The organism is Megasphaera hominis (assembly GCF_014269395.1).
Classification (GTDB): Bacteria; Bacillota; Negativicutes; order Veillonellales; family Megasphaeraceae; genus Megasphaera; species Megasphaera hominis.
This window is the reverse complement of sequence record NZ_JACOGK010000016.1, coordinates 27,096-50,532: the sequence shown is the minus strand read 5'-3', so window position 1 is coordinate 50,532 and position 23,437 is coordinate 27,096. Positions and strand designations below refer to the sequence as shown.

The window sequence follows — 23,437 nt, the reverse complement described above, 5'->3', positions numbered from 1 at the left end:
TGGGACAGTCTGTCCACAAGCAAGACCATTATGGCGTTAGATTTTTCGCGTAATGGTTGCACTATACGTGAAGCCTTGTTTCATACCGGTCCAGCCAGTGACTCGTATATCAGCACCCCAGGGGTTTTCTTTCGTCGACTTGCTCTGCCAGCCCAGTTCCAGGAATTCACTGGATCCTTTCATGCTAGCGTCCGGTGTGGTGTAGTCCTGATAACGGGCCTTGGCTTTGCCGTCGAATTCGTAGTCCCAGCCAATGCCGGCGTAGACCGTAGTCACATCCCGGTCAAGGTGCTTCGTCCAGCGGAAGCCTAAGCGTGTACGCAGGGAATCTACGTGTTCCAGGTCATATTGGGCGTCGCCCAGTTCGCTGTGCAGGGTGACTGTATCGCCGTTCAGATGGGACCAGAAGAATTTCCCATACATGTTGTATTCGTTCGTGTCGTCCTTATAAATTTTGCCTAAGCCTACGTGAGCCGCAATGTAGCGCGAGCTCGAGTTATAGCTCATGCGGTAGCCGGCAATGCGGCCGCCGTAATCACCACTCATGCGGCCAGCCCGGATGAGGCCTTCGTAGTGAAAACCGTTGTTCATGTCCCTGCGAACGAGAATGCCTGCACCGACATAATGCTGGCTGCCGTCACCGCGGGAACCGTTTTTCCAGCTCGTATAATTGCCTGTCCCATATTCGAGGAAAGGCATGATTGTGTCAGCATATTCCTTTTGGAAGGACCGTTTGACGAACCCCAGTTCACCGTTAAAGCCGTTCGTGTCGATCGTCGAGCTCGTATTATAGCGCAGGTTGTGACCGCCAAGCATGACATAAGGCGTAAATTTCGCTTCTACGTCGTGTTCTTCCAGCCAGGCTCCCGGTGCGGCCGGTGCGTTCGGCTGCCAGGCCGTCCCAGTACTTGCACCTGCCCCTGCAGACGGGGCTGCACTCGCTGCCGGTGCCGCCATAGGCGCTTCACTGACCATGGGCGTTGCCGGTGCTGCTGCCGCCATAAGGGGATGCGACACGGCACTGCGAGCCAGCATAGGCGTTGCTACGGCCGAAGTCATGACGCCAAGCGTATCGGCTGCCGCATTTTCCGTCGTCCGCAGCATAGCCGCATCATGCTCTTCCTTCCACGCCGTGAGGGCTGCTTCAAGGCCGTCCGTAGCCGCAATATCAGAGCCGCTAGATACGGTCGAAGCCGCGCCGGCTTGCTGCGTAGAAATGATCTTTGTATCGTCACTGATAATGGGTTTGCTGTCTTCCGGAACGTAGAGAACGATCGTGTTGGCATCTTGTTTCTTAATGAACACCTCCCGTTGCAGGAATGCGCCGTCTGTGACGATATTCTTGCCTGCCATGACGCTGTACGTCGTATTGTCCGTATTAATTGGCTGATTGCCGTCATGAATCAGGTTGATGACCTGGCCCGGACTAAGCTGTGTCGTACTATATACGCCGGCATTGATGGCCGCGCCGTGTACGTCGGCATTGCCCGTTACTTCCAGCATAGTTTCTCCTGCCTTTGTATTTTCAGGGACGTAGAAATTGAGGGTCTGGAAATAGCCCAGGTTTTCGACGGTATTTCCCTTAGTGTAAAGGTTGAGCGTATTATCTGTGCTTTCAGTCTTGCTATAACCGCCATAAAGGCTCATCATATTGCCTAAGGTACCGGCGTAGATACTGACTGTGTTTTCATTGGCAGTACCGTCTTTCGTATAGCCACCAGATATAAGATTGCCGTCTGCCAGGTCATTACCGGTATCATCTACAGCGTTAGTCGTACCGATTTCCCCACCGTAAATGTCCAGTGTGTTGCCATTCGCGTCGCCAGCAAGCGTTTCCCCGGCGATGACGGTTTCTTTGATTGTGCCGCCATTAATAGTGACGGCGTTCTTCGACGAAGAGCCGCCCAGCTCATTATTGCCGCCTATGACCGTGCTGGCTGTAACGCCGTCGCCCATGATAACAGTATTGCTGTCTGTCGTGCCTTCTACGTCGTTTTTTGAATCCTCATTCCGTAGCCAACCTCCATAAATCCTGGAAACGTCGACAGAGCCACCGTCGATACGGATGCTATTGTCATCCGCACTAGGCAGAATAGTCTTTGTCTCATCGTCTCCGGCCGTTGCCGTATATCCACTTGATCCGCCTGCAACCAGAATCGTTCCCCCGTCATACTCGGAATTGGAAATGGTCGTATCCGAAATCGTGACGGTATTGTCAGTGGCTGTCACATCACTCATGCCTCCACCGATACCGATAACTCCTGATATATTGGCCTTGGAAAGGGTCAGTGTATTCTGGGTAGTCTGTTGCCATCCATAAGTACCTGCTATGACCCCATCTCCATCTATAAAAGAAAAGGACCCGCCTATGATGGAAAAGGCATTATCATGGGCATAGTTACCTGCTTCATTCCCCCAGTATCCCATGACGCCCGGTAATGGTAACATTAGTCAATACTTCCGTATTGTTGTATACATCCGAATACCCAGAGGCACCATATAGCAATTGTAAGCCGGACAATGTGCTATTTGTAATGTACAGGTTATTATTAGCGGCTTCTGTTTCCCCTAGACTGCCTCTTACTAAAAATCCATCTTCATTAGTTTCATTAGATAGAATACTATCCGAAATAGTAAGTGTATTGCCCATGACCGGTCCTGATTCTGACATTGAACCTATTAATTCAGAAAGCTCAGCTAACTCCGTATGATTCGTTATACTAACCGTATTGTTATTGGCCTCATTGTTTCCTGTATTCACAATGAACACCGATTCATTTCTAGTCTCTTCATCATATCGAAAGACCAGTTTACTATCTGTCAAAGAGAACGTATTGTTAGATGCCGAATCATTCTCCGAGTATGAGCCACTCAACGTAATCAAGTTCTTTGCATCGACGGTATCCAGTGTCGTTGTGTTATCATTTGCCGCCCCCCCATACGCTATGCTGTTGACCAAATTCACTCCCGATTTACCTGCTATAGACGTATCCGTAAGTGACAACGTATTATGTGATGCAGTACCATCCCCTGTAGAGCTGGCAATGATCATTCCCGAATCCATTTCCAGGCTGCTATTTGCAATAGATAATTGGTTGTATATGGCGTCTCCTTTATCCGTCATGCCGCCTAGAATCTTGTCCGGACTCGTAATTTTTACGGCATCCAAGGACACCGTATTATAGGAAGCACCTGTTTCGCCTCTGCCACCTGCAATGGAAAGTCCGGAAGAAGCGCCTGAGAGCTGGACTCCGGCAAGGGAAACCTGGTTACGGTCTGCTGCAGCCACTGAAACAGCGATATTCTTATTTTTTGCTACTCCTGCCTTTCCACCGGCGACAAACGTGATGCCTTCCATAGATGTTGCACCATTGCCTGAAATAGTAACTTTATTATCCGAAGCTGAGCCGTTCATAGCTTCACCGCCAATGATGCGCCCGCCATATTCTAGCTTGTCGTCTTCGATCAGCTTTCCCCGATCGTTGTACGATTTCCATTCTAACGCAATAGAATTACCTAATGAGACATCCGTATTTGCCAACGTAACAGAATTGTCATTAGCATCAAGAACGTTCCAACCGCCATATATGGCTGACACACCATCTGATATCGTACTATCACTAATATATACATGATTATCCGTCGCCACGAACTCTTTGTAAGTGGCACTGTTTAGATTAACTATATGAACACTTCCGGCTATGCCCCCAGCAATGACATTCGAGATTGATGGTAAGACATAATAGTTGCGAGCTCTTTTTTCTGCAAACCCAGCGATAGAATCAATAGCTTCCTGCCCCATATTTGTACCTACAGTACTGCCATAGATGTACACATTATTTCCTGTGCTGCCATTAAAACGCGATTCACCACCGATTACCGTCGAGCCAATTGTTGGACCGCCGGACGTAGCACCTTTTACCCCCAGTGTTACCGTATTTCCAGTAGCAGTGCCTGACCAATAATCATAAAGATATTCAGTGGAGCAAAATCCGCCCCAAACAGCGCCTGCTTTGCCATTAGTCATGGTTACGCTGTTATTGGTCACATTCTGATAGGCAACACCGCCAAAGACGCCACCGCTGATAAGTGTGCCTCCGTCAAAGGATTCTTGAATCGATACGGTATTACCAATAGCGTCATGATAATAACGGGCAGATTGAAAATCCCCATCACCATGCCCCCCATCGGCTGCAGCAATACCACCGGCTACGACATAGAGCGTGCTATCTGTTACGTTCATGTGGTTATTCGTCGCATCACCGCTTGTCGCATTGAACCCATTAGTACTACCGGCAACAGCCGTCACTTTGCCGCCCGTACCATTGACGCGCGTTAAATCTACTGTATTATCTGCAGCGCCGCCTTGCCCGCTATAGCCGCCATAGATATGCAAATTCTCACCAGCCGTAATATCAGATAAGGTCACCTGGTTGGCATCAGCCGTCATACTCTTGGTATAGCCACCGGCAACGATGTTAGTCAGCGTGCTGTTGCGGACGACGACCGTATTATTGGCAGCGGTGCCTTTGCTGGTGTAGCCGCCATAGACACTATCGTAGGCACCATTATCAGCGGATGTGGCATACGTACCAGTCGCTTCTTCAGCCGCGCTGGTTCCGATGTAGACGGCATTATACGTCACCGGTGCATTGGCAGTCACGTCAATATCAGATCTATAATCTCTCCAGTTTGGACTGGAACCAATCAGTCGGGAAGCACCGCCATAGATAGACACAGTCGTCCCGTCTGCAGGCACTGCGCCTTCGACAGTCACTGTATTATGGGAAATAGCAAAGGTTTCTGTCGTTTCCGGTGTAAAATGATTACCCCAAATATCCATTTCTTCTTTGCTGTAGGTACGTGTATCTTTATTCGCATCTACCACGTAGGCACCAAAAACGGTGACACTGCCCGTATTGTCACCGATAACGGTGTTGGTCAGGTTTACTGTATTATTGCTGACCTGGGTCAGTTCGCTATTGTCTGTCTGCTGCAGGACGACACTGCCAAAAATATCCGTCCCCGGATCTTTTGAGGCGATCGTACCGCCCGTAATGTTCACAGTATTTCCCGAGGCATCTGCAGCGCTCATGGTAGCTCCATTGCCGATGGCCGGGTTGTCTGTATTAATGGTTGTAATTCCGTAGCCACTGGCTGTATCATATTTTGAAGCCGGCTCGTTTTCCACTTGTACTGCATCGCCACTGATGTTAATAGTTGCCGCCTGGACGGGCAATACTGGCATTGTAAATCCTAACAAACTCGACAAAATTAATCCTGATAATACGATACTCTTACTTTTCATATGAATCTCTTCCTTCCCCAAATTCACGCACGATGCAATCCTGAATCAAGCAAAAAAATTAAATTTCTTACCCCCATGTTGCAGATGTTCAGGATCTGTTCTTACTTACATTATACTATAATTTATATTAATATGAAATGATTATTTCTTAAATGTTATATTTTGTTGCAAAAAAAGAAACAAGCCTCTGTCCGGGGAGAAAGGCCTGTTTCTTAAAGGTGAGGATGGTAGTAAGAGGTTGTATGAGATACTATGATCATCCCATATTGAGGCGGCTGAGGAGCTGATCAATCTGGGCTTTCATCTTATTGATTTCTGCTTGTTGCTGATCAATCTGTTTTTGCTGTGCTGTGACTTTTGCTTGCTGTGCCGCTTTATCCGCTTTGACCTGGGCCAGTTCTGTCTTCAGCTGGCCGATGATCTGAGAGGCCTGAGTCGGCGTGTAATATGGTGTAGAGCTGCCACTGCCTACCTTGAAGGTGACGCCGGCATTAACCATATTGTTATCGTTGCCGACAGTAGCGCCGATGCTGAAAATAGTCGAGGCGTTGGGATGATAGAAGGCACCGAGGGCAACGGCGTTAGCCGAGCGGTAATTGCCATAGCCCAGGGAGAAATCCCATTTGTCGTCTGGATTGAAGTCTGTCGGATGGAGGGCTGCCAAGGCAGCGGCGCCAGCGCCGACTTTATCGATGCGGCGGTCGAGACCGTCTACACGACGGCTCAAGCCGTTGATTTCATTACCGAATGTATCGTTGAGGCCGGTGAGCTGATTTTGCAGGTTGTAGATCTGGCCGCCATTGACGGCATCTTTCGAGCCTTCAGCAATGGAACCATCTGCGACGTTGGTAATCTTTTGGTTGTTCATGTCGATACCGCTGGAGTTGATGGTCGGGCCATTGGTAACACTGATTTTATTGACGTTAGTAATGCCGTCCGAGTTGATGGTCGGACCATCGGTGACACTAATGGTATTTGCATTAGAAATACCGTTGGAATCGATGACCGGACCATTGGTGACGGTGACACTATCGACAGAAATGTCTTTGTTGAGGCTGACGACGAGGTTTGCGCCACTGGCTGTCGTCGTAATATTCGTTGTATCCCCTTTGACACCCAGAGGAATATTGGTTTGTATCTCAGTCAGAAGACCATTATCATCAGCCAGCTGCGTCGTAACTGCTAAAGGAGTTCCACTAGTGACAACCGTGGTGCTTCTTGTCACACTTTTACTGGTTCCACCGGTGTCCGTGCCGGTACCGGTATCACTGGTAATAGGTACTACAACGGACGCAGCCTTCTTCGTGACGACCGTATTGGTATCTGTATCCGTAAAGAGGGCACTGATGGTGTAGGCTCCCGTTGTCGTATTTTGAACTAAGCGAATACCGTTACCGGCAGTCAAGGTAATTTTAGAACCGCCGCTCTTGGATTCTACGGCTTTCAGCTGGGCCACGTTGACGGCGTCCGTATCGGCTGTACCGGCGGCCACACCTGTGATCTGGCGGGTAAGGTCATTGGCAGCGTCACCAACGGAAACAGCGGCTGCTGTCGAAGTCCAGGTGGAATCACTGCCGCTCTTGGTCACGCCTGTCGGGACATAACCGGCTATTCCGGCTCCTGTCAAGGCAATAGAGCCATAACCTAAGGCTACACCGCCGGCGACATTGGCATTGGCATTGTAACCTAGGATTGTGACGTTATCTACGTTCGTCGTCAAAGGAGTTTCTGCTGATTCTGCGGAACCGAGGATGATGGAATTATCCACATCCGTAAGGACCCGGTTATCACCTAGGAGCTGGGTATAGCTGGAATCGGTCATCGTATTTCCTGAACCGATGGTCGTCAGATGTTCCCCGCTAGTCGATACGTTCGTGAAGCCATCGAGTAATGTATACGTATCCTTCTTCGATTCGTTGTTGACGCCCATGAGCTGCGTATCCGTAGACGAATCAACCTGGTTGCCACCACCGATAACCATGGCTGCGCCGCCAGAGCTTTTACGAACACCTTCAATCAAGGCATTTTGCATCGCCGTAACGGATGCTGCCGGTTCTTCAAGTGACGAGGCATCAAAATCTTTAATAGAATCTGTTACGGTGTTACCAGCACCCAAAACCACGGAACCATTACTTGCCGTAACCTTATTTGCAACGCCACCAATGTAGTTTGCTACACCGGAAGTACTATTCCAGTCGTTCATGGACTCATTAGAGTTAAAAGTGCCAATAACTGTGGCAAACCCGTTTTTCAAGGGGTAACCATTGGGATAGGGTGAGGATTGAATATTATAGCTGCCATAGGTCGTCGCAAAAGGTCCATTCGTGTAGGAGTTAGTACCAACGTTGGTACTGGCTACACCATAAGAAAGCAAAGTAGGCTTACCGGTTTTATCATAAGACGCAACGGTATCGCCAATGGCAATATTGTTTTTTTCCAGTGTATGATCACCTATGACAATAGAACCCGTCCGGGCATAGGTGTTTTGTCCAATAGCAATAGCTGACGGCAAATTTTCCTTAGCTGCACTATTGCTATGGATGTTGTAGCCTGTTTGAATATTCCAAATGAAAACCTGTTTATATGTAGGATCTACCGTCTCCCCAAAGGACATAACCGATTCCTGGGTCCCGCCGCCGATAAAGACCTTCGAATTTTCCCCAATGGCAATGTTCGTGCCTTTATTTGCCGGGCTAATATCGTATGAAATTTCACCGGTGGTCTTCCCATCTGCATCCTTCGATACGATATCGTTTTCACTCGTTACTGCCAAAAGATCCGTAATCGGCTGGGTTGTTTCTGCCGCCGCATACAAAGGCATAACCCCGGCGGTCAAACAGAGTACTGCCAGGAGCGAGCACGCCCGGCGTACGTGATACCAATAGATACGCTGCAGTTTCTCCCCAGATCCTGCACTGCGCTTTTGGTATATTGTAGAATTATTTGATATAGTTTTTCCCATACAAAATTGACACTTCATCTCTAACACCTCCCATGTTATACGATGGATGATCAATTAACTATTTTTATCCTTTTCTATCTCTTATACTTATATGTTATCATAAGTATTACTAAATTGCAATAAAAAATTTTAATTGTATAATAAAAAATTAATTATAATTGTTTTTTGTATACATGGACAATCGTATGTCCGTTTATTGCAAAAAATATAGTAAAATAAATATATTTTTCCTTACTATAAAATATCAATATGGTAAAAATAATCACCTTTTCTTTTTAATTACTCTTTCTTATCCCGTTCGAGATAAAATAGAAATATCTTTGTGAGACCTATTACCCATAAATAATCGTGATTTATTAAATTATATATTTTTATTAGGAGAATTTATTATGTCTCTACTCATAACCTTGGACGGGTCAAGTCCGTCCATCCAATACTTACAGAAAAAAGACAAACGTCTGGCCAAGATCATCTCCATGGTCGGCCCCTTGACCTATGAGCCACACACGGATAATCCCTTCCCCTTCCTTATCCATGAGATCATCGAGCAGATGTTGTCCATCAAGGCCGGCGCCAAGATCTACGGCCGTCTCGTAGAACGCTGTGGCGGCGTCATCACGCCGGAAGCGTTAGGCCAATTATCCTTAGAGGAAATCAGGAGCGTCGGCACATCGCAGTCAAAGGCTAAGGCCATTGCTGCTGCGGCTGAAGCTGTACGCTCTGGTCAGCTGGATTTCCGGCGTTTCCCGGAGCTCACCAATGAAGAGGTCCTGGCAGAGCTGCGTGCCTTGCCGGGTATCGGATCGTGGACGGCCAAGATGTACCTCCTCTTCGTCCTGGACCGGCAGGACATCCTTCCGTACGAAGACGTAGCCTTCCTCCAAGCCTACAGCTGGCTTTATAAGACAGACGACCGCTCCCGCCAGGCCGTAGAAAAGAAGTGCCGCAAGTGGAAGCCCTATTCCTCTATTGCTGCACGCTATTTATATAAAGCCTATGATAAAGGACTGACGAAGGAAGAATTCCATTTGTTTAAAGACTAAGGAAAGCTGGTGCCAGGAGATCTACAAGCTCACTGCTTCCTAGCCGGCACGTTTTTTCCTTGAGGCACGTCTGAGGCACCAGCCGTAGTAGAAACTAAAAGTTAATACAGAAAAACTAAACGGGACTTCTGACGAGATTCCTCTTTCACTATACTAAAAGAGTACAAACTGTTAGGTTTAGATAAAGAAGGAGGAAATTCTCGTGAAAAAAATAATGCTTTTGCTCCTGGCTTGTGTGCTCTCTCTGGGTCTCGCTGCCTGTGGTGCCAATACTACCGGCGCGAACACACAAAATAAGGAATCCCAAGAGGCGGTGCAGGCCATCAACCACAACGGTAAGGTCCTCGTCGTCTACTTCTCCGGTACGGGCAACACGAAACGCGTCGCTACGGATATCGCCAAGGCTACGAATGCCGACGTGCTGGAGCTCCAGCCGGTACAGCCTTACAGTAAGGAAGATTTGGACTATCACAACAAGGAAAGCCGCGTCATGAAGGAAATGGACAACAAAGCCTTGCGCGATATTCCTCTCGTCAAGGATCAGCCAGACAATTGGTCGCAGTACGATACGGTGTTCGTCGGCTATCCTATTTGGCGTCACAATGCGGCCTGGCCCATCGACAACTTCATCAAGCACAACGATTTTACAGGTAAGACAGTCATCCCCTTCGCCACGTCTGTAGATTCGGGCATTGGCGAAAGTGGCAAACTCCTGCAGCAGATGGCAGGTACAGGAAATTGGCATACAGGCCACCGTTTTGCTTCAGGAGCATCAGCCAGCGAAGTCCAGGAATGGGTGAAATCACTGGGATTTTAGTGGCCTGTATGCCGTCAGAAGAAAACAACCCCCCTGTCCTAGCAAATGAATTCATTTGCTAGGACAGGGGGGTTTATGGTGAAAAAAAGCAAGTCATCTCGTCAATCTGTAAATGAGGGCATTACAGATGGCTGCGGCAATGGCGCTGCCGCCTTTTCTGCCTGTAGCGACGATATAAGGAACGTGACATTTCATGATCGCCTCTTTCGAGGCAATGACATTGACGAAGCCTACAGGGACACCGATAACCAAATCCGGGTGGATTTGGTCGGCTTCGATGAGTTCTGCCAGGCGCAGGAGGGCTGTCGGGGCGTTGCCAATAGCGATGATGAGCGGTCCTTCTATGTCACAGGCTTTGTCCATACTCGCTGTGGCGCGGGTACTGCCGTTTTTCTTAGCGATGGCGGCGATTTCCGGATCGGCCATGTAGCAAACCTTTTGTCCGCCCAGTTTTTTCAGGCTTACGGCGCTGATACCGGTGCAGGCCATGTTCGTATCCGTAAGGATCGTGGCGCCTCGTTTCAAAGCGTCCAGGCCGCGGGCGACGGCGTCGTCGCTAAAGCGCATCGTACGGGCGAACTCAAAATCGGCTGTCGTATGGATGACGCGTTTAATGATATCGCGTTTGTCTTCAGGCAACGTAATGTTACCTAATTCTTGGTCTATAATTTCCATGCTCCGTTTTTCAATATCTGCCGGGGCAATGTGTTCAATTTTCACGGGATGCTCCTCTCTTGGCCGCATAGGCTGCGGCTGCGTGTAAGAAACGGGCTGCCTGTTCCGGGTGACCCGTCAGGTTCAGGTGGGGATAGCCCGCAAAGAGTGTCGGCGAAGCCTGAATACAGGGCCACGAACGGGTGCCTGAGGCTTTTCTGGCCGTGCACGACGTGCCATTGGCCGTACTATCAGAATAATGGAATTCATGAGCCCTAAAGGTCGTCCCTGCCGGGCCCAGGAGAGTATCTTCTTCAGCCGTAACGGTAATATAGCCAAAGCGTACGAGACGCTGCGTCAAGTGAGAGGATCCGGGCAGGGCACCGACCCAGGGATAGGAACCGGTACCATCACTGTAGCTTTCCTGAAGGTACATAAAGCCGCCACATTCGGCGAGACAAGGCAAGCCATCAGCTAAGGCCGTACGGATCGATTGGCGCATAGACGCATTGGCCGTCAATGCCGGCGCGTGCAGTTCCGGATAGCCGCCGCCTAAATACAAGGCATCACAATCCGGCAAAGCCGCATCATGAATGGGGCTAAAGGGAATAATCTCGGCGCCGAGTTTACGAAAGAGGTCCAGCTCGGCAGCGTAATAAAAGCAAAAGGCTTCATCGTCGGCAACAGCCAGCCGGACAGGCTGGCACTGAGGTACTTTTTTGTCACACCAGTTCAGAGGCGGTGCCCCAGCGGCGAGCTGCAAAAGGCCATCCAGATCGATGCCCTCTTCAGCTGCCTGTGCTAATCGTCCCAACGTAGCCTGCAGGTCTTCAATTTCTCCGGCCGTGACCAGGCCTAAGTGACGGCTGGCAAAGGTACAGTCGGGCAGCTCCGGCAGATACCCATAGGCCTTGAGGCCCGTTTCTTCTTCGAGGACCTGGCGGTAATACGTATAGACCGAAGGCTTTACGTGGTTCAGGATAAAGCCTTGGAGGCCGCTGTTCCTGCGAAAGGTAACGAAGCCCCGCAAAGTGGCCGCCAGGGATAAGGCGGCGCCGCGGCCATCGACGATGAGTACCGCCGGCGCTGCCAAGGCGGCGCGCACGGCGTAGGCGCTATTGCTTTCACTTGTGCCGATGCCGTCGTAATAGCCCATGGCTCCTTCAATAACGGTAATATCCGTATCTGCCCCAGCTTCGGCGACGAGGCGCCGCGCTACAGCCGCACCGTGCCAGCGTTTCCCTAAGAGAAAGAGATCGATATTCTGAGAGGGAATGCCCAAAACAGCACGGTGAAACAAGGGATCAATATAATCAGGCCCGCACTTGCAGGCGGCGAGCTTCAGGCCCCGCCGGCGCAAGGCTTCCATAATCGCACAGACGACAGTCGTCTTGCCGCTGCCACTAGCAGGTGCGGCAAAGAGGACGCGGGCAACAGCTGTTTGCTCCATAGAAATCACTCCTTAAGCGAAGCTGTAAGGATAAAAATAGGATTTTCTGCAGTCAGCATATGATATGTCCCTACATGACGGCCCCGGGCCGCTGCCAGCTGGACAATATCCAGGTCGTACGCCGTATGTGCGGCATAGTAGGTCACAATGGCACTGACCGTTTCCAAGGCAATGGCCGTGAGTACTACGCGGCAGGCTTTATTTTTTGCATAAATGCCATCGAGAATGGCCGGCAGCTCGCCCTTCGTACCGCCAATAAAGACGCAGTCTGGTGCAGGCAGCGCCGGAATCGTAGCCGCCGCGTTACCGGCAACGATGGTCATATTAGGCAGATTAAAGCGTTCCTTCTGGGACGCCAATAGTTCTAAAGCCGTATCCTTTTCTTCTAAGGCATAGACCTGTCCTAATGGGGCCTGCAAGGCCAGTTCCACGCTGCACGAGCCCGTGCCGGCGCCGACGTCGTACATAGTATCGCCCACTTGAGGACGCAGCTTGGCAATGGCCACAGCCCGCACTTCCTGCCGCGTCATCGGCACGTGGGAGCGGACGAATGCCCCATCAGCCAAGCCGTGTACAGGTGTATGGATCGTTTCCGCCTGGGGATTGAAAATAAAGAGGGACGACAGCGTCGAAAAGGAGGCGTCTGTCAGTTCACCGGCCTTAGCGCGGACAATGCGTTCATTGTCGTACGAAAGACGTTCACCTACGGCGACATCCAGATCTCCCAGGCCCTGCGCCGTCAGTTCGGCACAAACAGAAGCCACAGTATGCTTGCCGCCAGTCAGGCAAAAAACCTTTTTATGCTGCCGTACAGCCGGAATGAGGGGCTGGTTACGGCCGTGACGGCTGACGATGCAGGCGTCTTCCCAAGGAATTTCCAGGGCCGCTGCAAAATAGACGAGGCTGCTAATGCCGGCGTAGCGGTGCACCTCACAGTTTTCCACATGGGTCAGCGATTTTGCCAGGCTGTAAAAGCCTACGTCACCGGAAACGAGGACGGCCACGACCGTCCCCGGCGCTGCCGCTTCAATAACTGCGCGGATATCTGAAGGCTTCGTCGTAGGCCGCACGTCCTTCCCTTCCATGGGAAAGGCCGAGAGCAGACGGCGGTCGCCTAAGAGTATGGTACTTTCAGCCAGGGCTGCCCGGGCAGCGCCTGTGAGGAGATCCGGGTTTCCCGGCCCCATACCGATGAGATTGAGTTTAACCTTGGCCATAGCGTTCCTCCAAAAGCCGCCACACGTCGTCATAGGCCGGCCCTTGTTCGTCGTCCTTACGGGACACGACGAGGAGATGGGCACCGGCTTTTTGGGCGGCAGCCGCTTTTTCTTCAAACCCGCCGCGCTGTCCCGACTCCTTGGTTACCACCCAGGCAGCCTCGTAAAAACGGAACATAGCGGCGTTGAGATCAATTGTAAAGGGGCCTTGCATGCAGACGATGCGGCTCCGTTCGTAGCCCAGGCGCAAGGCCTTTTCAAGCGATTCCAGAGCCGGCAAAATGCGCAGGGCAATGCGGCTGGCATAGTCTGGCAAGGTAGCAAAGGTATCGAGATCCTTGCTGCCCGTCGTGAGGAAAATAGGGCCTTCTGTCTGGCTGAGAAATTCTACGGCCTCAGCCATGGACGACACGGTAATAGCTGTATCCGTCTCTTCAGAAGGCCGAACGAGGCGGATATAGGGCGTGCCGGCAGCTGCACAGGCAGCGTGAATATTTTCCGTTACAGCCGTTGCGTAGGGATGCGTAGCGTCGATGACCAGCTCAGGCCGGTCAGCCTGCAGACAGGCCGTCATTTCGGCAGCTGTCAGGCGGCGCTGCCAAATTTCCAGGTTCTCGCCGCGCGGTGCCAAATCACTGCCATAGTCGGTTGCCACAGAAAGGCGCAGGCGAATGGGCAGGGACAACGCCGCCTGGGCCAGACAACGGCCTTCACTGGTACCACCGAAGATCCAGACAAGAGGCATCATACGAGACGATACCCCCTGGGCGTCACCATGCGGCCATCGATGACTTCTGTCTGGCTGTTGCCGATAAAGACCGTCGTCAGCATATCGGCCTGGCAGCCGGCGAGATCGCCTAAGGTCGTAATTTCTGCCGTACTGCCGTCGCGGCCAATGTTGCGTACAAGCCCTGCCGGCGTCGCTGCAGCCCGATACTTGCCAATGATTTCGCAGGCCTTTTGCAGATAATCAGCCCGCTTATGACTGCCCGGATTGTAGAGGACGATGACGAAGTCCGCATCAGCAGCCCGGTCGAGCCGTTTTTCGATAGCTTCCCACGGCGTCAGGAGATCGCTCAGGGAGATAAGGCAGAAATCATGCACCAAGGGAGCCCCTAAGAGGGCGGCACCGGAGCAGGCTGCCGTAATACCGGCTACGACTTCAATCTCTACACCACTGCCGGTAGCAACCTGATACATGAGACCGGCCATGCCGTAGACGCCGGCGTCACCGCTCGAAATAAGAGCTACGGTCTTGCCGCCTTTAGCCGTTTCCAGGGCCAAACGGCAACGGTCTACTTCTTTGGTCATGCCGTTACTGATATATTCCTTATCGGGATATGCCGGCCGCACCAGGTCGATGTAGGTCTGGTAGCCGGCAATGACGTCACTCGCCGAAAGGGCCGCTGCTGCGCGGCCTGTCATATCTTCTGCTGCGCCGGGACCAATGCCGACGACATATATTTTTTGTGCCATAAACGTTACTCCGTTTTCGTAAATTGGACGCTGAAATCTTCGCGTGCAATGGCCAGCGTCACGCCATCAGCCACGGTCTTATGAAGCAGGAAGGGACCACCGTTACTGCTCAAATAGGCCGCCCGTTCGCAGACGTTATCCGTACCTACTGTGCGCAAGACAAAGTCGGACGACGCAAAGCCCTGGTCGCCCAGGCTGTTCAGTTCATCGGCCGAATAAAAGACCAAGGGCAGGCCGTAATCCTTGGCAAAGGCCAAAAGCCCTTCTTCGCTGGCCTTTACGTCAATGGAGGCCACGCGGGCAATGAGGTGAACAGGCAGCTGCAGGCGCCGCAGTTCACGCAGAACGACGCGGCCAATAGTCTTTTTATAAATGCCCTTGCGGCAGCCAATGCCGATATGGATAATACGCGGCCTGAGGACGACCGTTTCCGTAAAGGGATAACAATCAGGACGCAGCGTGACAGCCAGCCCCAAGGGGCCGGAATCGCGCACCTCCAATCCCTGCGGCAGTGGTCCGACGATGGGGAAATCACTGTAGACGCCGGCCCGTCCCGTTTCCAGCAAGCCTGCCGAAAAGGCCTTGGCTTCGCGCATGGAAGAAATAGCCAGGCCCGACCGGGCAGCCCATTCATCGACGGCAAAGCGATGGTTCACATCTGTCGCCGTTGTGAGCACTGCCTGGCCATGGACGAGATCGGCCAGACGGCGGGCCATATCGTTGGCACCGCCTATATGCCCGGAAAGGATAGGAATGACGAAGTGTCCCTTTTCATCGATAACCACGACTGCCGGGTCCGTTTCTTTACTCTTCACGTACGGCGCAATAGCCCGGACAGCAATGCCGGCAGCACCGACGAAAACCAGGAGCTGTGCCTCTTCAAAGGCTGCGCCGGCAGCTGTACGCAAGTCTGGTGACAATACGCGCAGGCGACGGTCGATGGTTGCAAATTTCACTGTCGTCAAGGGCTGTACGTCCCAGCCCAAGGCCGTAAGCCAGGCGGCAATAGTCAGGCTGAGCGTCGTCCCGCGACGGGTAAAAGAAAACAGTACCGCTTTCATTTTATCAACTTCTTTCGTAAAACCTTACTTCGCGTCTTTCCCCTGCCGGTAGCCGTGCGTAAAGGCCGGGTCATAGAGGCGGCTCCGTTCGTAAGCGCCGTCGAGGAAATGACCGACCAAGATGAGGGCCGTACGGCTGATGCCGTTCGCTGCTGCCGTCTGGGCCAGCGTATCTACCGTGCAGTAGCAGACCTTTTCATCAGGCCACGAAGCTTTATAGACAATAGCTGCCGGCGTAGCGGCAGCATAGCCGCCACGCTGCAGTTCTGTTTCCAGTTTTTCCAAAAGGCCGGCGCTGAGGAAGATGACCATCGTCGCGCCATGGGCGGCGTAGTCGGCAATCTTCTGGTGCTCCGGCACGCCGGTCCGCCCTTCCATACGGGTAATGATGACCGACTGGCTGATACCAGGCAGGGTATATTCCTTCTGCACGGCTGCAGCAGCGGCGCAAAAGGAGCTCACACCGGGTACACAGGCATAGGCAATGCCCGCCTTGTCGAGTTCATCCATTTGCTCCCGGATGGCGCCGTAAATGCTCGGATCGCCTGTATGGAGACGTACGGTCATGGCGCCCTTGGCTTCGTATTCTTTCATGGCCGCAATGACCTCTTCAAGGGTCATCGAAGCACTGTCAAGAATGCGGCAGCCTGCTTTCGCGTACTGCAAAAGGTCCGGGTTCACGAGAGAACCGGCGTAAATAATCTGATCTGCCGTTTCCAGCAAGGTCTTACCGCGGACTGTAATGAGGTCCGCCGCGCCAGGGCCGGCGCCTACAAAGTGTATCATATGCTCTGCCGCATCAGGCGTACTGTCTGAGCGGCGCCTCCTCTCTTATTTCGACTTGCCTGTCAAAATGACCGAAAAATAGGCACTATCCTTCATATCTGTCAATTTCCCGGCCCATTCGCCGGCCATGCCGCAGCGCGACACGACAGACGCACCTTCCAAAAGGCCTTTTTCTGCCAGTGTTTCCTTCAATGCTTCTGTATGACGCGGCACCTTCATGATGACCTTGTTGGCCTCCACGTCGAGTAGCTCCGGCAGATCCGGACGGCTTGCCGGGAAAATGAGCAAGGCGTCGTCCTTTTCACACAGGGACTGGCCTAATCTGGCAGCGACGGCACAAAAGCTCGTTACACCGGCGACGATTTCCGTCGCATAGCCTAAGGCGGCGATTTTTTCTTCGACGTACATGCACGACGCGTAAATCGTCGGGCAGCCCAACGTAATGAGGGCCACGTCACGGCCGCTGTCGAGGATCGCCGCCAGTGTCTTGGCTGCCTCTTCGTGGGCTGCCGCCAGGACTGCTGCTTCGCGGGTCATGGGAAAATCGAGGGCTACCGTGTCCTTGGCATCGAGGTCGAGACCGGGCTGCAGGCTGGCAGCTGCCCGCAAAATGCCGTCGGCAGTCTTACGGCCGGCCTGGTCCTGCGGCACGGCCAGGACAGGGCACTGGCACAGGTAACGCCAGGCCTTGAAGGTAATCAGTTCCGGATCGCCCGGACCAAGTCCCAGGCAATAGAGGGTTCCTTTTGTCATGTATTCTGCTCCTTTTGGGCCCTTATGAGCTCTGGCACGTGGCTCGTCTCCCCTAATACGCCATACGTATTGGAAAAGAGAATAGCGCCACAGCGCAGTTCTCCGTGGACCCGTTGTTCCATATAGTATTCAATGCGCTCCGTCGCCGCCTGCATAACAGGCTCTAAGACCTGTGCCTCCTTCAGGATGGCAATGGCTTCATCTGTCGTGCGGCTCGCATAAATGCGTTTGGCCGTTTCTACAGACGCACCGGCAAAGATGGCCTGGAGGGCCATAAATTCCGTACGCCCGTCGGCGTAGCGCGAATGTGTATTCATAATCCCTAAGGCGAGCTTAATCAGCTTGCCTGCGTGGCCGATGAGGAGAACGTCCGTAAAGCCACAGTATACGGCGTAATCCAGCATGTCGCCGACGTAGTTGCTGCAGGTTACGCGGCGTTCTACATCGAGGTGCAGCGTGTCGCGGCCAAAATCGACGCCGTAGTTGCCGAAGAAGGCCAGAAGATGCGTGTCTCCGTTAGCGCGGCGGGCTTTCATTTCCGTCTTGATCGTGTCGACCAGGGCCTTTTCACTCATAGGATCGACGATGCCCGACGTACCGAGAATCGAAAGTCCCCCTTCAATGCCCAGACGCGGGTTGAAGGTCTTAGCCGCCAAGACGTCGCCGCCGGGAATGGAAATGGTAACCTTTAATCCCCCTGTATAGCCACTGGCAGCGGCTTCACTCTCTGCGGCTGCGCGGATCATGCGCTGCGGCACAGGGTTGATGGCCGGGCCGCCTTTGGCACACGCCAGGCCGTCCTTGGTGACCGTACCGACGCCGGGACCGGCAGCGAGCTCCCAGCCGCAGGCTGTCTTTTCCACCGTCGCATAAATACGCACGCCATCGGTAATATCCGGGTCGTCACCTGAATTCTTACGGATGGCACAGGTTGCCGCGTTAGCCGTCACGTGTACGTCCTCCGGCTCCAGGTCCAGGACCAGGCCCCGTGGCGTCGTCAGCTGTACGACCGGCACCGCTACGCGGCCTAAGAGCATGCGCGCTGCCGCCTTGGTCGCCGCTGCGGCACAGCTCCCTGTCGTATAGCCCTGACGGAGCTTCTTTCCTTGTACAACTTCATATGATTCCATATTTTCTTTCCTTTGATAATGACTATTTGTATTACTTTTCTATTATACCATGGATTTCTCCCGTCCTCCACCTGGGGCAGGCACGGTCAAAAAGGGCCGCGCCGGCGATTGGCTATCGCTTAGGCGCGGTCTGCGGATAACAGGCGAGAAAAGACCGTCCTGATGATGTCGTGACGATTTCACTGGTTACGCCAAAGACGCGCTGCATCAGGTCTGGCGTGACCACCTCTGCCGTTCTGCCGGCAGCGGCGATGCGCCCCTCGGCGAGGACTGCCGTCGTCTGGCCCCACGTGTAGGCCTGATTGAGATCGTGGAGGACGATGACAATGGTCAGACCCCGCCGGTCATGCCATTCCTGCAGCAGCTCGAGCAGCATAAACTGATGACGGATATCGAGGTACGTCGTCGGTTCGTCGAGAACCATGATTTCCGGTTCCTGTGCCAAGGCCGTGGCCAGCCAGGCCCGCTGCTGTTCCCCGCCGGAGAGGGATTTCACTTCCCGCTGGGCATATGGGGTAAGACTCGTCGCAAGCAGCGCCTGGTCGATTTTTTCCCGGTCCTCTGCCCCGAGGCCACGGGGAAAGTGGCGGTAGGGAAAGCGGCCACAGCGCACGAGATCATATACCGTAAGATCGGCCGGCAGCGTATGCTGCTGCGTGACGAGGGCTATCTTTTGGGCTAATTTCCTGCGGCCATACGCAGCCAGTGGCTGGCCCGCCAGGGTCACACGTCCCTGGCCAGGCTTCGTCAGGCCGCACAAGGTATGCAAGAGCGTACTTTTACCGCTGCCGTTCGGGCCGATGAGGGTCAGGAAATCTCCCTTTGCCACGCGCAAGGACACGTCGTGAAGAATTTCCTTGCCCCCTAACGAGACGCACAGGTGGGATGCCGTCAAGATGGCTTCACTCATGACAAATCCCTCCTTAAGAGATAAAGGAAAAAGGGCACGCCCAAGAGGGCCATGATAATCCCCGTCGGAATTTCAATGGGAGCAAAGATGACGCGACCGAAGGTATCACACAGGGTCACGACAGCCATGCCGAGCAGTGCCGAACCTGGCAGAAGAAAGAAATGGTCACTGCCGCCGAGCAAGCGCACTGTGTGCGGCACGATGAGGCCTACAAAGCCTAAGAGCCCGGCTACGCTGACGGCACTGGCCGCCAGGAGCGCCGCTGTCCCCGTGAGAAGGCAGCGCGCTACTTCGACAGGCAGGCCCAGGCTGCGGGCTGTGTCATCGCCGAGGAGAAGAATATTGAGGCTGCCGGCACCGGCTAAGGCAAGAAGCAGGCCGGCCAGCGTATACGGCACGATAAGGCTCACGTCGTGCCAGCTGCAGGCGCTGAAGCCGCCAGCCAGCCACAGAAGGGCACCGTGGACGCGGTCGCTATAGAAAATGAGGAGACCCGAAATAATGGCTCCCAAAAAGGTACTGACGGCAACGCCAGCCAGGATGATACGCAAGGGCTGAATGCCGTGCTTCCACGATAAGATATAAATGAGAACGGCCGCACCAATGGCACCGGCAAAGGCTGCCAGCGGCAAGAGAAACGTATAGGCCGGCAGGACGATGAGCAAGCTAATCCCGGCCAGCCCGGCACCGGAGGAAATACCGATAATGTGCGGATCGGCCAAAGGATTGCGCATGACCGCCTGCAGGATAGCCCCGGACAAAGCCAGGTTCAGCCCCGTCAGGGCACAGGTCAGGGCCCGGGGCAGGCGCAGGTTCCAAATAATCTGGCTCGTCACATCCGTTCCAGGCGCTATGAGACGCATGACGACATCGTGGGCACTGATATACGTCGCTCCTTCTGTGAGGGATACGACGAGGCTCACGACAGTCAGCACGGCAAAGACGACGAGGAGGCCCAGGCGGCGGCCTTTACGGCTCCTCATAGGCTAAGCCCGGGGAAAGCCTTTTCCGCCATGTACGCCGCTGCGTCAGGATAATGGACGCCCGGACTGAGGAGGAAAAGGTTTTCCGGCAGGATATAGACCCGTCCCGTTTGCACCGCCTTCAGGTTAGACCAGGCCGGGTTGGCTGCCAGGTCTTCCTGCAGACGGGCTTCGATCTGGTCGGCCTTGCCCATAGACGTGACGAAGAGAATGTCCGGATTTTGGGCCGTAAGGAATTCAAGGCTCAGCGGTACCGTTTCCATATCCGCGCCGGTCTGTTCCGTTACTTCTGCGGCAATATTAGGCAAGCCCAGGATGTCTGCCGTACTGCCGGCAATGCTGTGCGGCAGCTCCAGGGTGACGCTCTTAGCCGTAGCGTGCAGAATCGCAATGCGCGGCTTTTCTGCCGGCAAGGCCCCTTTGATTTGCGTCAGCCGCTGCTCCATCGATTGCAGGGCGTCACGGGCCTCTGCCTGATGGCCGTATACCGTACCCAAGAGGTCCAGCGTATGGCGTACTTCGTCGTAGGTCTTCGTCTTCAAGGCTAAGACAGCAATGCCGTTTTGTTCCAGCACGGGCACGAGCTTGCTCTGCTGGGTCGCGCTGACGAGGACCAGATCCGGCTGGACTGCCAGGACCTTTTCCATATTGACGCTATAGACAGGCCCCATTTCCGGTACGTCCTCATAGCCCTTGGGGACAGACGCGTCAGCGGCGCGGACAGACGAGCGGCCCATGAGATCGCCCTGCACGGCTGCCGTCAGATCTACGAGAGACGTTGACAAGGCGACGACGCGCTGAGGCGCTGCCGGAACGGTTACAGTCCGGCCCAACGCATCGGTTACCTGCCGTCCTGATGCTGCCGTTTTATCCTGAGGGCCACAGCCGGCACACAGACAAACGAGCAGTACCGTCATGACCATGCAAAGTAGTTTTCGTCCCATCCTATTCCATCCTTCCTTTAGAACGTATACGTTGCCCCTACGAGCCAGGCCCGTCCTGCTGCCGGATATTCGTGGTACAGGTCATAGGCGTCGTTCGTGAAGTTCGTCGCCTTGACGTAGAGGGTGCAATCTTTAGTGAGCTCATAGCTTACAGTGCCGTCCCAGACGACGTAAGAGCTGCCGAGGTAATACGTGTCATTCCGTCCTGTCCCGGCCGTAAGGGAGACGTTGCCATGCCAGCGGCCACCGGTGTAGTCGAGAGACGAGAAATAGCCATTCGGCCGGTTGTACGTAGCATCAAAGGCCAGGCCGTCGCCCGTATCCACGTCGATATGGGTGTACGAATAGCCGGCGTTCCAGCGCCAGTGTTCGTTGATGGTCCGCGTCAGGGACAGTTCCAGGCCCCGTTTCTTTTCTTCATCGAGGTTTTCCGCTTCGTGCGGCGTAACGGCCCGGTTCCAGCGGATGACGTCGTGCAAATGGCTGCGGAAGACATGGAGATCAAAGACCGTCTTAGGCGTCAGGGCGTACTGGATGCCCAGGTTCTGGGTATAGCCCGTTTCCGGTTCCAGGTCACGATTGCCTGCCGTAGAGCCCGTGAAATAGAATTGGTCGTTGAGGCGGGGCGGCGCGAAGACGCGGGCCATAGAGGCGTAGACCTTGACCTTGTCATTGGCCTGATAATCGACGGCCAGGCGCGGCGTGTAATGCGTACCGTACGTACTGTTGTCGTCGACGCGCAGGCCCGGCGTAAGGGTCCACTTGCCAATATTCCACACATCTTCTACATAGCCTGCCAGATTGTGCCGCTTTTCGTCAAAATAATTGGCTTCTTTATTGGTGCCGGCATCTTCCGTCCAGGCCGCGCCGGCCGTGAGGCGGTGTGCGCCTATTTGCCATGTGTTCTGCCCTTCCAGGCCCTGCGTACGCGTAAAGTAATGATTCGTCCACCACGTGCGGGAATAGTTATTGAAATAACGGATATAGCCTGGTGTCGCCGTATCTTCCCGGAAATGCCAGGTCAGGCTGTAGTCGTTGTAGAGGCGGTCCACAACCTTGTTGCGCAAAAGCTGGAAGCGGTCGTCCTTTTTATCGAAGGTCGAACTGTGGCCGTCGCTGGTCTTGTGAAAAACCTGGAGCGTCAGGGAGTTAGCCTCGTTCAGCTTCTGGTCCAGCCGCAGGGACAAGGACTTGTTATTATAATCGCCGCGGCTTTCGTCGCTGTCATAGGCCTGGGGAAATTTATAATACGACCGCTTGTCTATATTGCCCGTAACAAACCAGCTCGTCTTGCCGCTTTGGCCGCTGTTACTGAGGCTGTAGCCGTGGGTCCCCCACGAACCGGTGTTGACGTCGAGCGTCGTCTGTGGTGTCGTACTCCCCTTTTTGGTAATGATATTGATGACGCCGCCGACGGCACCGCTGCCATAGGCCACAGAGCCACTGCCGCGGGTTACTTCGATCCGTTCAATAGCCCCTACACCCGGCAGGGACGTGAGATCGACAGAGCCCCGGCCGTAGGCCGAGCCCTGGGCGTTGGCCAGGGATTGTCCATCGACGAGGACCAGAACCCGGTCATCGCCGTTGAGCTTGACGTACGCCGATGTGCCCGGTACCATTTCGTTAATACTGACGCCGTTCACGCGGCGCAAGGCGTCGGTCACATTCGTCGCATGCTGTGTGGCTATTTCCTGTGCCGTAATCACCTGAGTTTCCGGGCGGACAACAGGTGCCGGCATAGCAGCTGCGGCCTTAGGCGGCGCTGCCTCTTTTACAGGCGCCGCCTGCCGGACTGTAACGTAAAACGTATCGCTGTCGGCATCGCTGACGACGCGCGTCGTATCAGCCGACACGGGCAAGGTGCCTGCCAAGGCGAGCAAAATAGAAAGTGTGCGGATAGATCGTTGTGACACCATAATATATAGTATATCCCCTTTTATTGT

At 53.6% G+C, this 23,437-nt stretch carries 18 protein-coding genes; 2 read left to right on the top strand and 16 right to left on the bottom strand.

Annotated features, from left to right (window positions below):
- Positions 1–36: 36 nt before the first annotated feature.
- The 3 genes from H8J70_RS06635 to H8J70_RS06625 form a co-directional block, all read right to left on the bottom strand.
- Positions 37–2,448, bottom strand: a complete 2,412-nt coding sequence (locus H8J70_RS06635; protein ID WP_186503076.1) for a hypothetical protein — start codon at positions 2,446–2,448, stop codon at positions 37–39.
- Positions 2,408–5,248 (bottom strand): beta strand repeat-containing protein, encoded by a 2,841-nt coding sequence (locus H8J70_RS06630; protein WP_186503075.1) that lies wholly within the window; start codon positions 5,246–5,248, stop codon positions 2,408–2,410. The genes H8J70_RS06635 and H8J70_RS06630 overlap by 41 nt, the downstream gene beginning before the upstream one ends.
- Positions 5,249–5,564: 316 nt before the next feature.
- On the bottom strand, positions 5,565–8,288 hold the full coding sequence (locus H8J70_RS06625; protein WP_222433615.1) for a YadA-like family protein: 2,724 nt from the start codon (positions 8,286–8,288) through the stop codon (positions 5,565–5,567).
- Between the two features lie 371 nt (positions 8,289–8,659).
- Here H8J70_RS06625 and H8J70_RS06620 point away from each other — a divergent pair, with 371 nt between their 5' ends.
- Both H8J70_RS06620 and H8J70_RS06615 read left to right on the top strand, forming a co-directional pair.
- Positions 8,660–9,313, top strand: a complete 654-nt coding sequence (locus H8J70_RS06620; RefSeq protein ID WP_186503073.1) for a DNA-3-methyladenine glycosylase family protein — start codon at positions 8,660–8,662, stop codon at positions 9,311–9,313.
- Positions 9,314–9,515: 202 nt separating this feature from the next.
- Complete coding sequence (locus H8J70_RS06615) at positions 9,516–10,130, top strand: flavodoxin (RefSeq protein ID WP_288298644.1); 615 nt, start codon at positions 9,516–9,518, stop codon at positions 10,128–10,130.
- A gap of 93 nt (positions 10,131–10,223) precedes the next feature.
- On the opposite strand, the gene H8J70_RS06610 is transcribed toward H8J70_RS06615, so the two are convergent.
- The 13 genes from H8J70_RS06610 to H8J70_RS06550 all read right to left on the bottom strand — a co-directional run bounded on the left by H8J70_RS06610 (position 10,224) and on the right by H8J70_RS06550 (position 23,410).
- Positions 10,224–10,850 carry a precorrin-8X methylmutase gene (locus H8J70_RS06610; protein WP_186503072.1) on the bottom strand — a complete coding sequence of 209 codons (627 nt, stop codon included), beginning with the start codon at positions 10,848–10,850 and terminating at the stop codon, positions 10,224–10,226.
- A complete protein-coding gene (locus tag H8J70_RS06605) occupies positions 10,840–12,234 on the bottom strand; it encodes a cobyrinic acid a,c-diamide synthase CobB (RefSeq protein ID WP_186503071.1) in 1,395 nt (464 codons plus the stop codon). Before H8J70_RS06605 ends, H8J70_RS06610 begins: the two co-directional genes overlap by 11 nt.
- Before the next feature lie 5 nt (positions 12,235–12,239).
- A complete protein-coding gene (gene cbiE, locus H8J70_RS06600; protein WP_186503070.1) occupies positions 12,240–13,451 on the bottom strand; it encodes a precorrin-6y C5,15-methyltransferase (decarboxylating) subunit CbiE in 1,212 nt (403 codons plus the stop codon).
- Positions 13,438–14,199 carry a precorrin-6A reductase gene (gene cobK / locus H8J70_RS06595; RefSeq protein ID WP_186503069.1) on the bottom strand — a complete coding sequence of 254 codons (762 nt, stop codon included), beginning with the start codon at positions 14,197–14,199 and terminating at the stop codon, positions 13,438–13,440. Before cobK ends, cbiE begins: the two co-directional genes overlap by 14 nt.
- On the bottom strand, positions 14,196–14,927 hold the full coding sequence (gene cobJ / locus H8J70_RS06590) for a precorrin-3B C(17)-methyltransferase (protein WP_186503068.1): 732 nt from the start codon (positions 14,925–14,927) through the stop codon (positions 14,196–14,198). The genes cobK and cobJ overlap by 4 nt, the downstream gene beginning before the upstream one ends.
- A gap of 5 nt (positions 14,928–14,932) precedes the next feature.
- Positions 14,933–15,988 carry a cobalt-precorrin 5A hydrolase gene (locus H8J70_RS06585; RefSeq protein WP_186503067.1) on the bottom strand — a complete coding sequence of 352 codons (1,056 nt, stop codon included), beginning with the start codon at positions 15,986–15,988 and terminating at the stop codon, positions 14,933–14,935.
- 24 nt (positions 15,989–16,012) lie between these two features.
- Positions 16,013–16,774, bottom strand: a complete 762-nt coding sequence (gene cobM, locus H8J70_RS06580; protein ID WP_186503066.1) for a precorrin-4 C(11)-methyltransferase — start codon at positions 16,772–16,774, stop codon at positions 16,013–16,015.
- Positions 16,775–16,819: 45 nt separating this feature from the next.
- A complete protein-coding gene (gene cobI, locus H8J70_RS06575) occupies positions 16,820–17,527 on the bottom strand; it encodes a precorrin-2 C(20)-methyltransferase (protein ID WP_186503065.1) in 708 nt (235 codons plus the stop codon).
- Complete coding sequence (gene cbiD / locus H8J70_RS06570; protein WP_186503064.1) at positions 17,524–18,657, bottom strand: cobalt-precorrin-5B (C(1))-methyltransferase CbiD; 1,134 nt, start codon at positions 18,655–18,657, stop codon at positions 17,524–17,526. Before cbiD ends, cobI begins: the two co-directional genes overlap by 4 nt.
- Before the next feature lie 112 nt (positions 18,658–18,769).
- Positions 18,770–19,567: an ABC transporter ATP-binding protein gene (locus H8J70_RS06565; protein WP_186503063.1), complete on the bottom strand. Its 798-nt coding sequence runs from the start codon at positions 19,565–19,567 to the stop codon at positions 18,770–18,772.
- Positions 19,564–20,550: a FecCD family ABC transporter permease gene (locus H8J70_RS06560; RefSeq protein ID WP_186503062.1), complete on the bottom strand. Its 987-nt coding sequence runs from the start codon at positions 20,548–20,550 to the stop codon at positions 19,564–19,566. The genes H8J70_RS06565 and H8J70_RS06560 overlap by 4 nt, the downstream gene beginning before the upstream one ends.
- A complete protein-coding gene (locus H8J70_RS06555) occupies positions 20,547–21,494 on the bottom strand; it encodes an ABC transporter substrate-binding protein (RefSeq protein ID WP_186503061.1) in 948 nt (315 codons plus the stop codon). The genes H8J70_RS06560 and H8J70_RS06555 overlap by 4 nt, the downstream gene beginning before the upstream one ends.
- Positions 21,495–21,511: 17 nt before the next feature.
- Complete coding sequence (locus H8J70_RS06550) at positions 21,512–23,410, bottom strand: TonB-dependent receptor plug domain-containing protein (protein ID WP_186503060.1); 1,899 nt, start codon at positions 23,408–23,410, stop codon at positions 21,512–21,514.
- Positions 23,411–23,437 lie beyond the last annotated feature (27 nt).

Excerpts from the sequence above, each read along its gene's own strand:
- H8J70_RS06635 (WP_186503076.1), bottom strand. The coding sequence starts at position 2,448 with ATGTTACCATTACCGGGCGTCATGGGATACTGGGGGAATGAAGCAGGT.
- H8J70_RS06630 (WP_186503075.1), bottom strand. The coding sequence starts at position 5,248 with ATGCCAGTATTGCCCGTCCAGGCGGCAACTATTAACATCAGTGGCGAT.
- H8J70_RS06625 (WP_222433615.1), bottom strand. The coding sequence starts at position 8,288 with ATGAAGTGTCAATTTTGTATGGGAAAAACTATATCAAATAATTCTACA.
- H8J70_RS06620 (WP_186503073.1), top strand. The coding sequence starts at position 8,660 with ATGTCTCTACTCATAACCTTGGACGGGTCAAGTCCGTCCATCCAATAC.
- H8J70_RS06605 (WP_186503071.1), bottom strand. The coding sequence starts at position 12,234 with ATGGAGCAAACAGCTGTTGCCCGCGTCCTCTTTGCCGCACCTGCTAGT.
- cbiE (WP_186503070.1), bottom strand. The coding sequence starts at position 13,451 with ATGGCCAAGGTTAAACTCAATCTCATCGGTATGGGGCCGGGAAACCCG.
- cobK (WP_186503069.1), bottom strand. The coding sequence starts at position 14,199 with ATGATGCCTCTTGTCTGGATCTTCGGTGGTACCAGTGAAGGCCGTTGT.
- cobJ (WP_186503068.1), bottom strand. The coding sequence starts at position 14,927 with ATGGCACAAAAAATATATGTCGTCGGCATTGGTCCCGGCGCAGCAGAA.
- H8J70_RS06585 (WP_186503067.1), bottom strand. The coding sequence starts at position 15,988 with ATGAAAGCGGTACTGTTTTCTTTTACCCGTCGCGGGACGACGCTCAGC.
- cobM (WP_186503066.1), bottom strand. The coding sequence starts at position 16,774 with ATGATACACTTTGTAGGCGCCGGCCCTGGCGCGGCGGACCTCATTACA.
- cobI (WP_186503065.1), bottom strand. The coding sequence starts at position 17,527 with ATGACAAAAGGAACCCTCTATTGCCTGGGACTTGGTCCGGGCGATCCG.
- cbiD (WP_186503064.1), bottom strand. The coding sequence starts at position 18,657 with ATGGAATCATATGAAGTTGTACAAGGAAAGAAGCTCCGTCAGGGCTAT.
- H8J70_RS06565 (WP_186503063.1), bottom strand. The coding sequence starts at position 19,567 with ATGAGTGAAGCCATCTTGACGGCATCCCACCTGTGCGTCTCGTTAGGG.
- H8J70_RS06560 (WP_186503062.1), bottom strand. The coding sequence starts at position 20,550 with ATGAGGAGCCGTAAAGGCCGCCGCCTGGGCCTCCTCGTCGTCTTTGCC.
- H8J70_RS06555 (WP_186503061.1), bottom strand. The coding sequence starts at position 21,494 with ATGGGACGAAAACTACTTTGCATGGTCATGACGGTACTGCTCGTTTGT.
- H8J70_RS06550 (WP_186503060.1), bottom strand. The coding sequence starts at position 23,410 with ATGGTGTCACAACGATCTATCCGCACACTTTCTATTTTGCTCGCCTTG.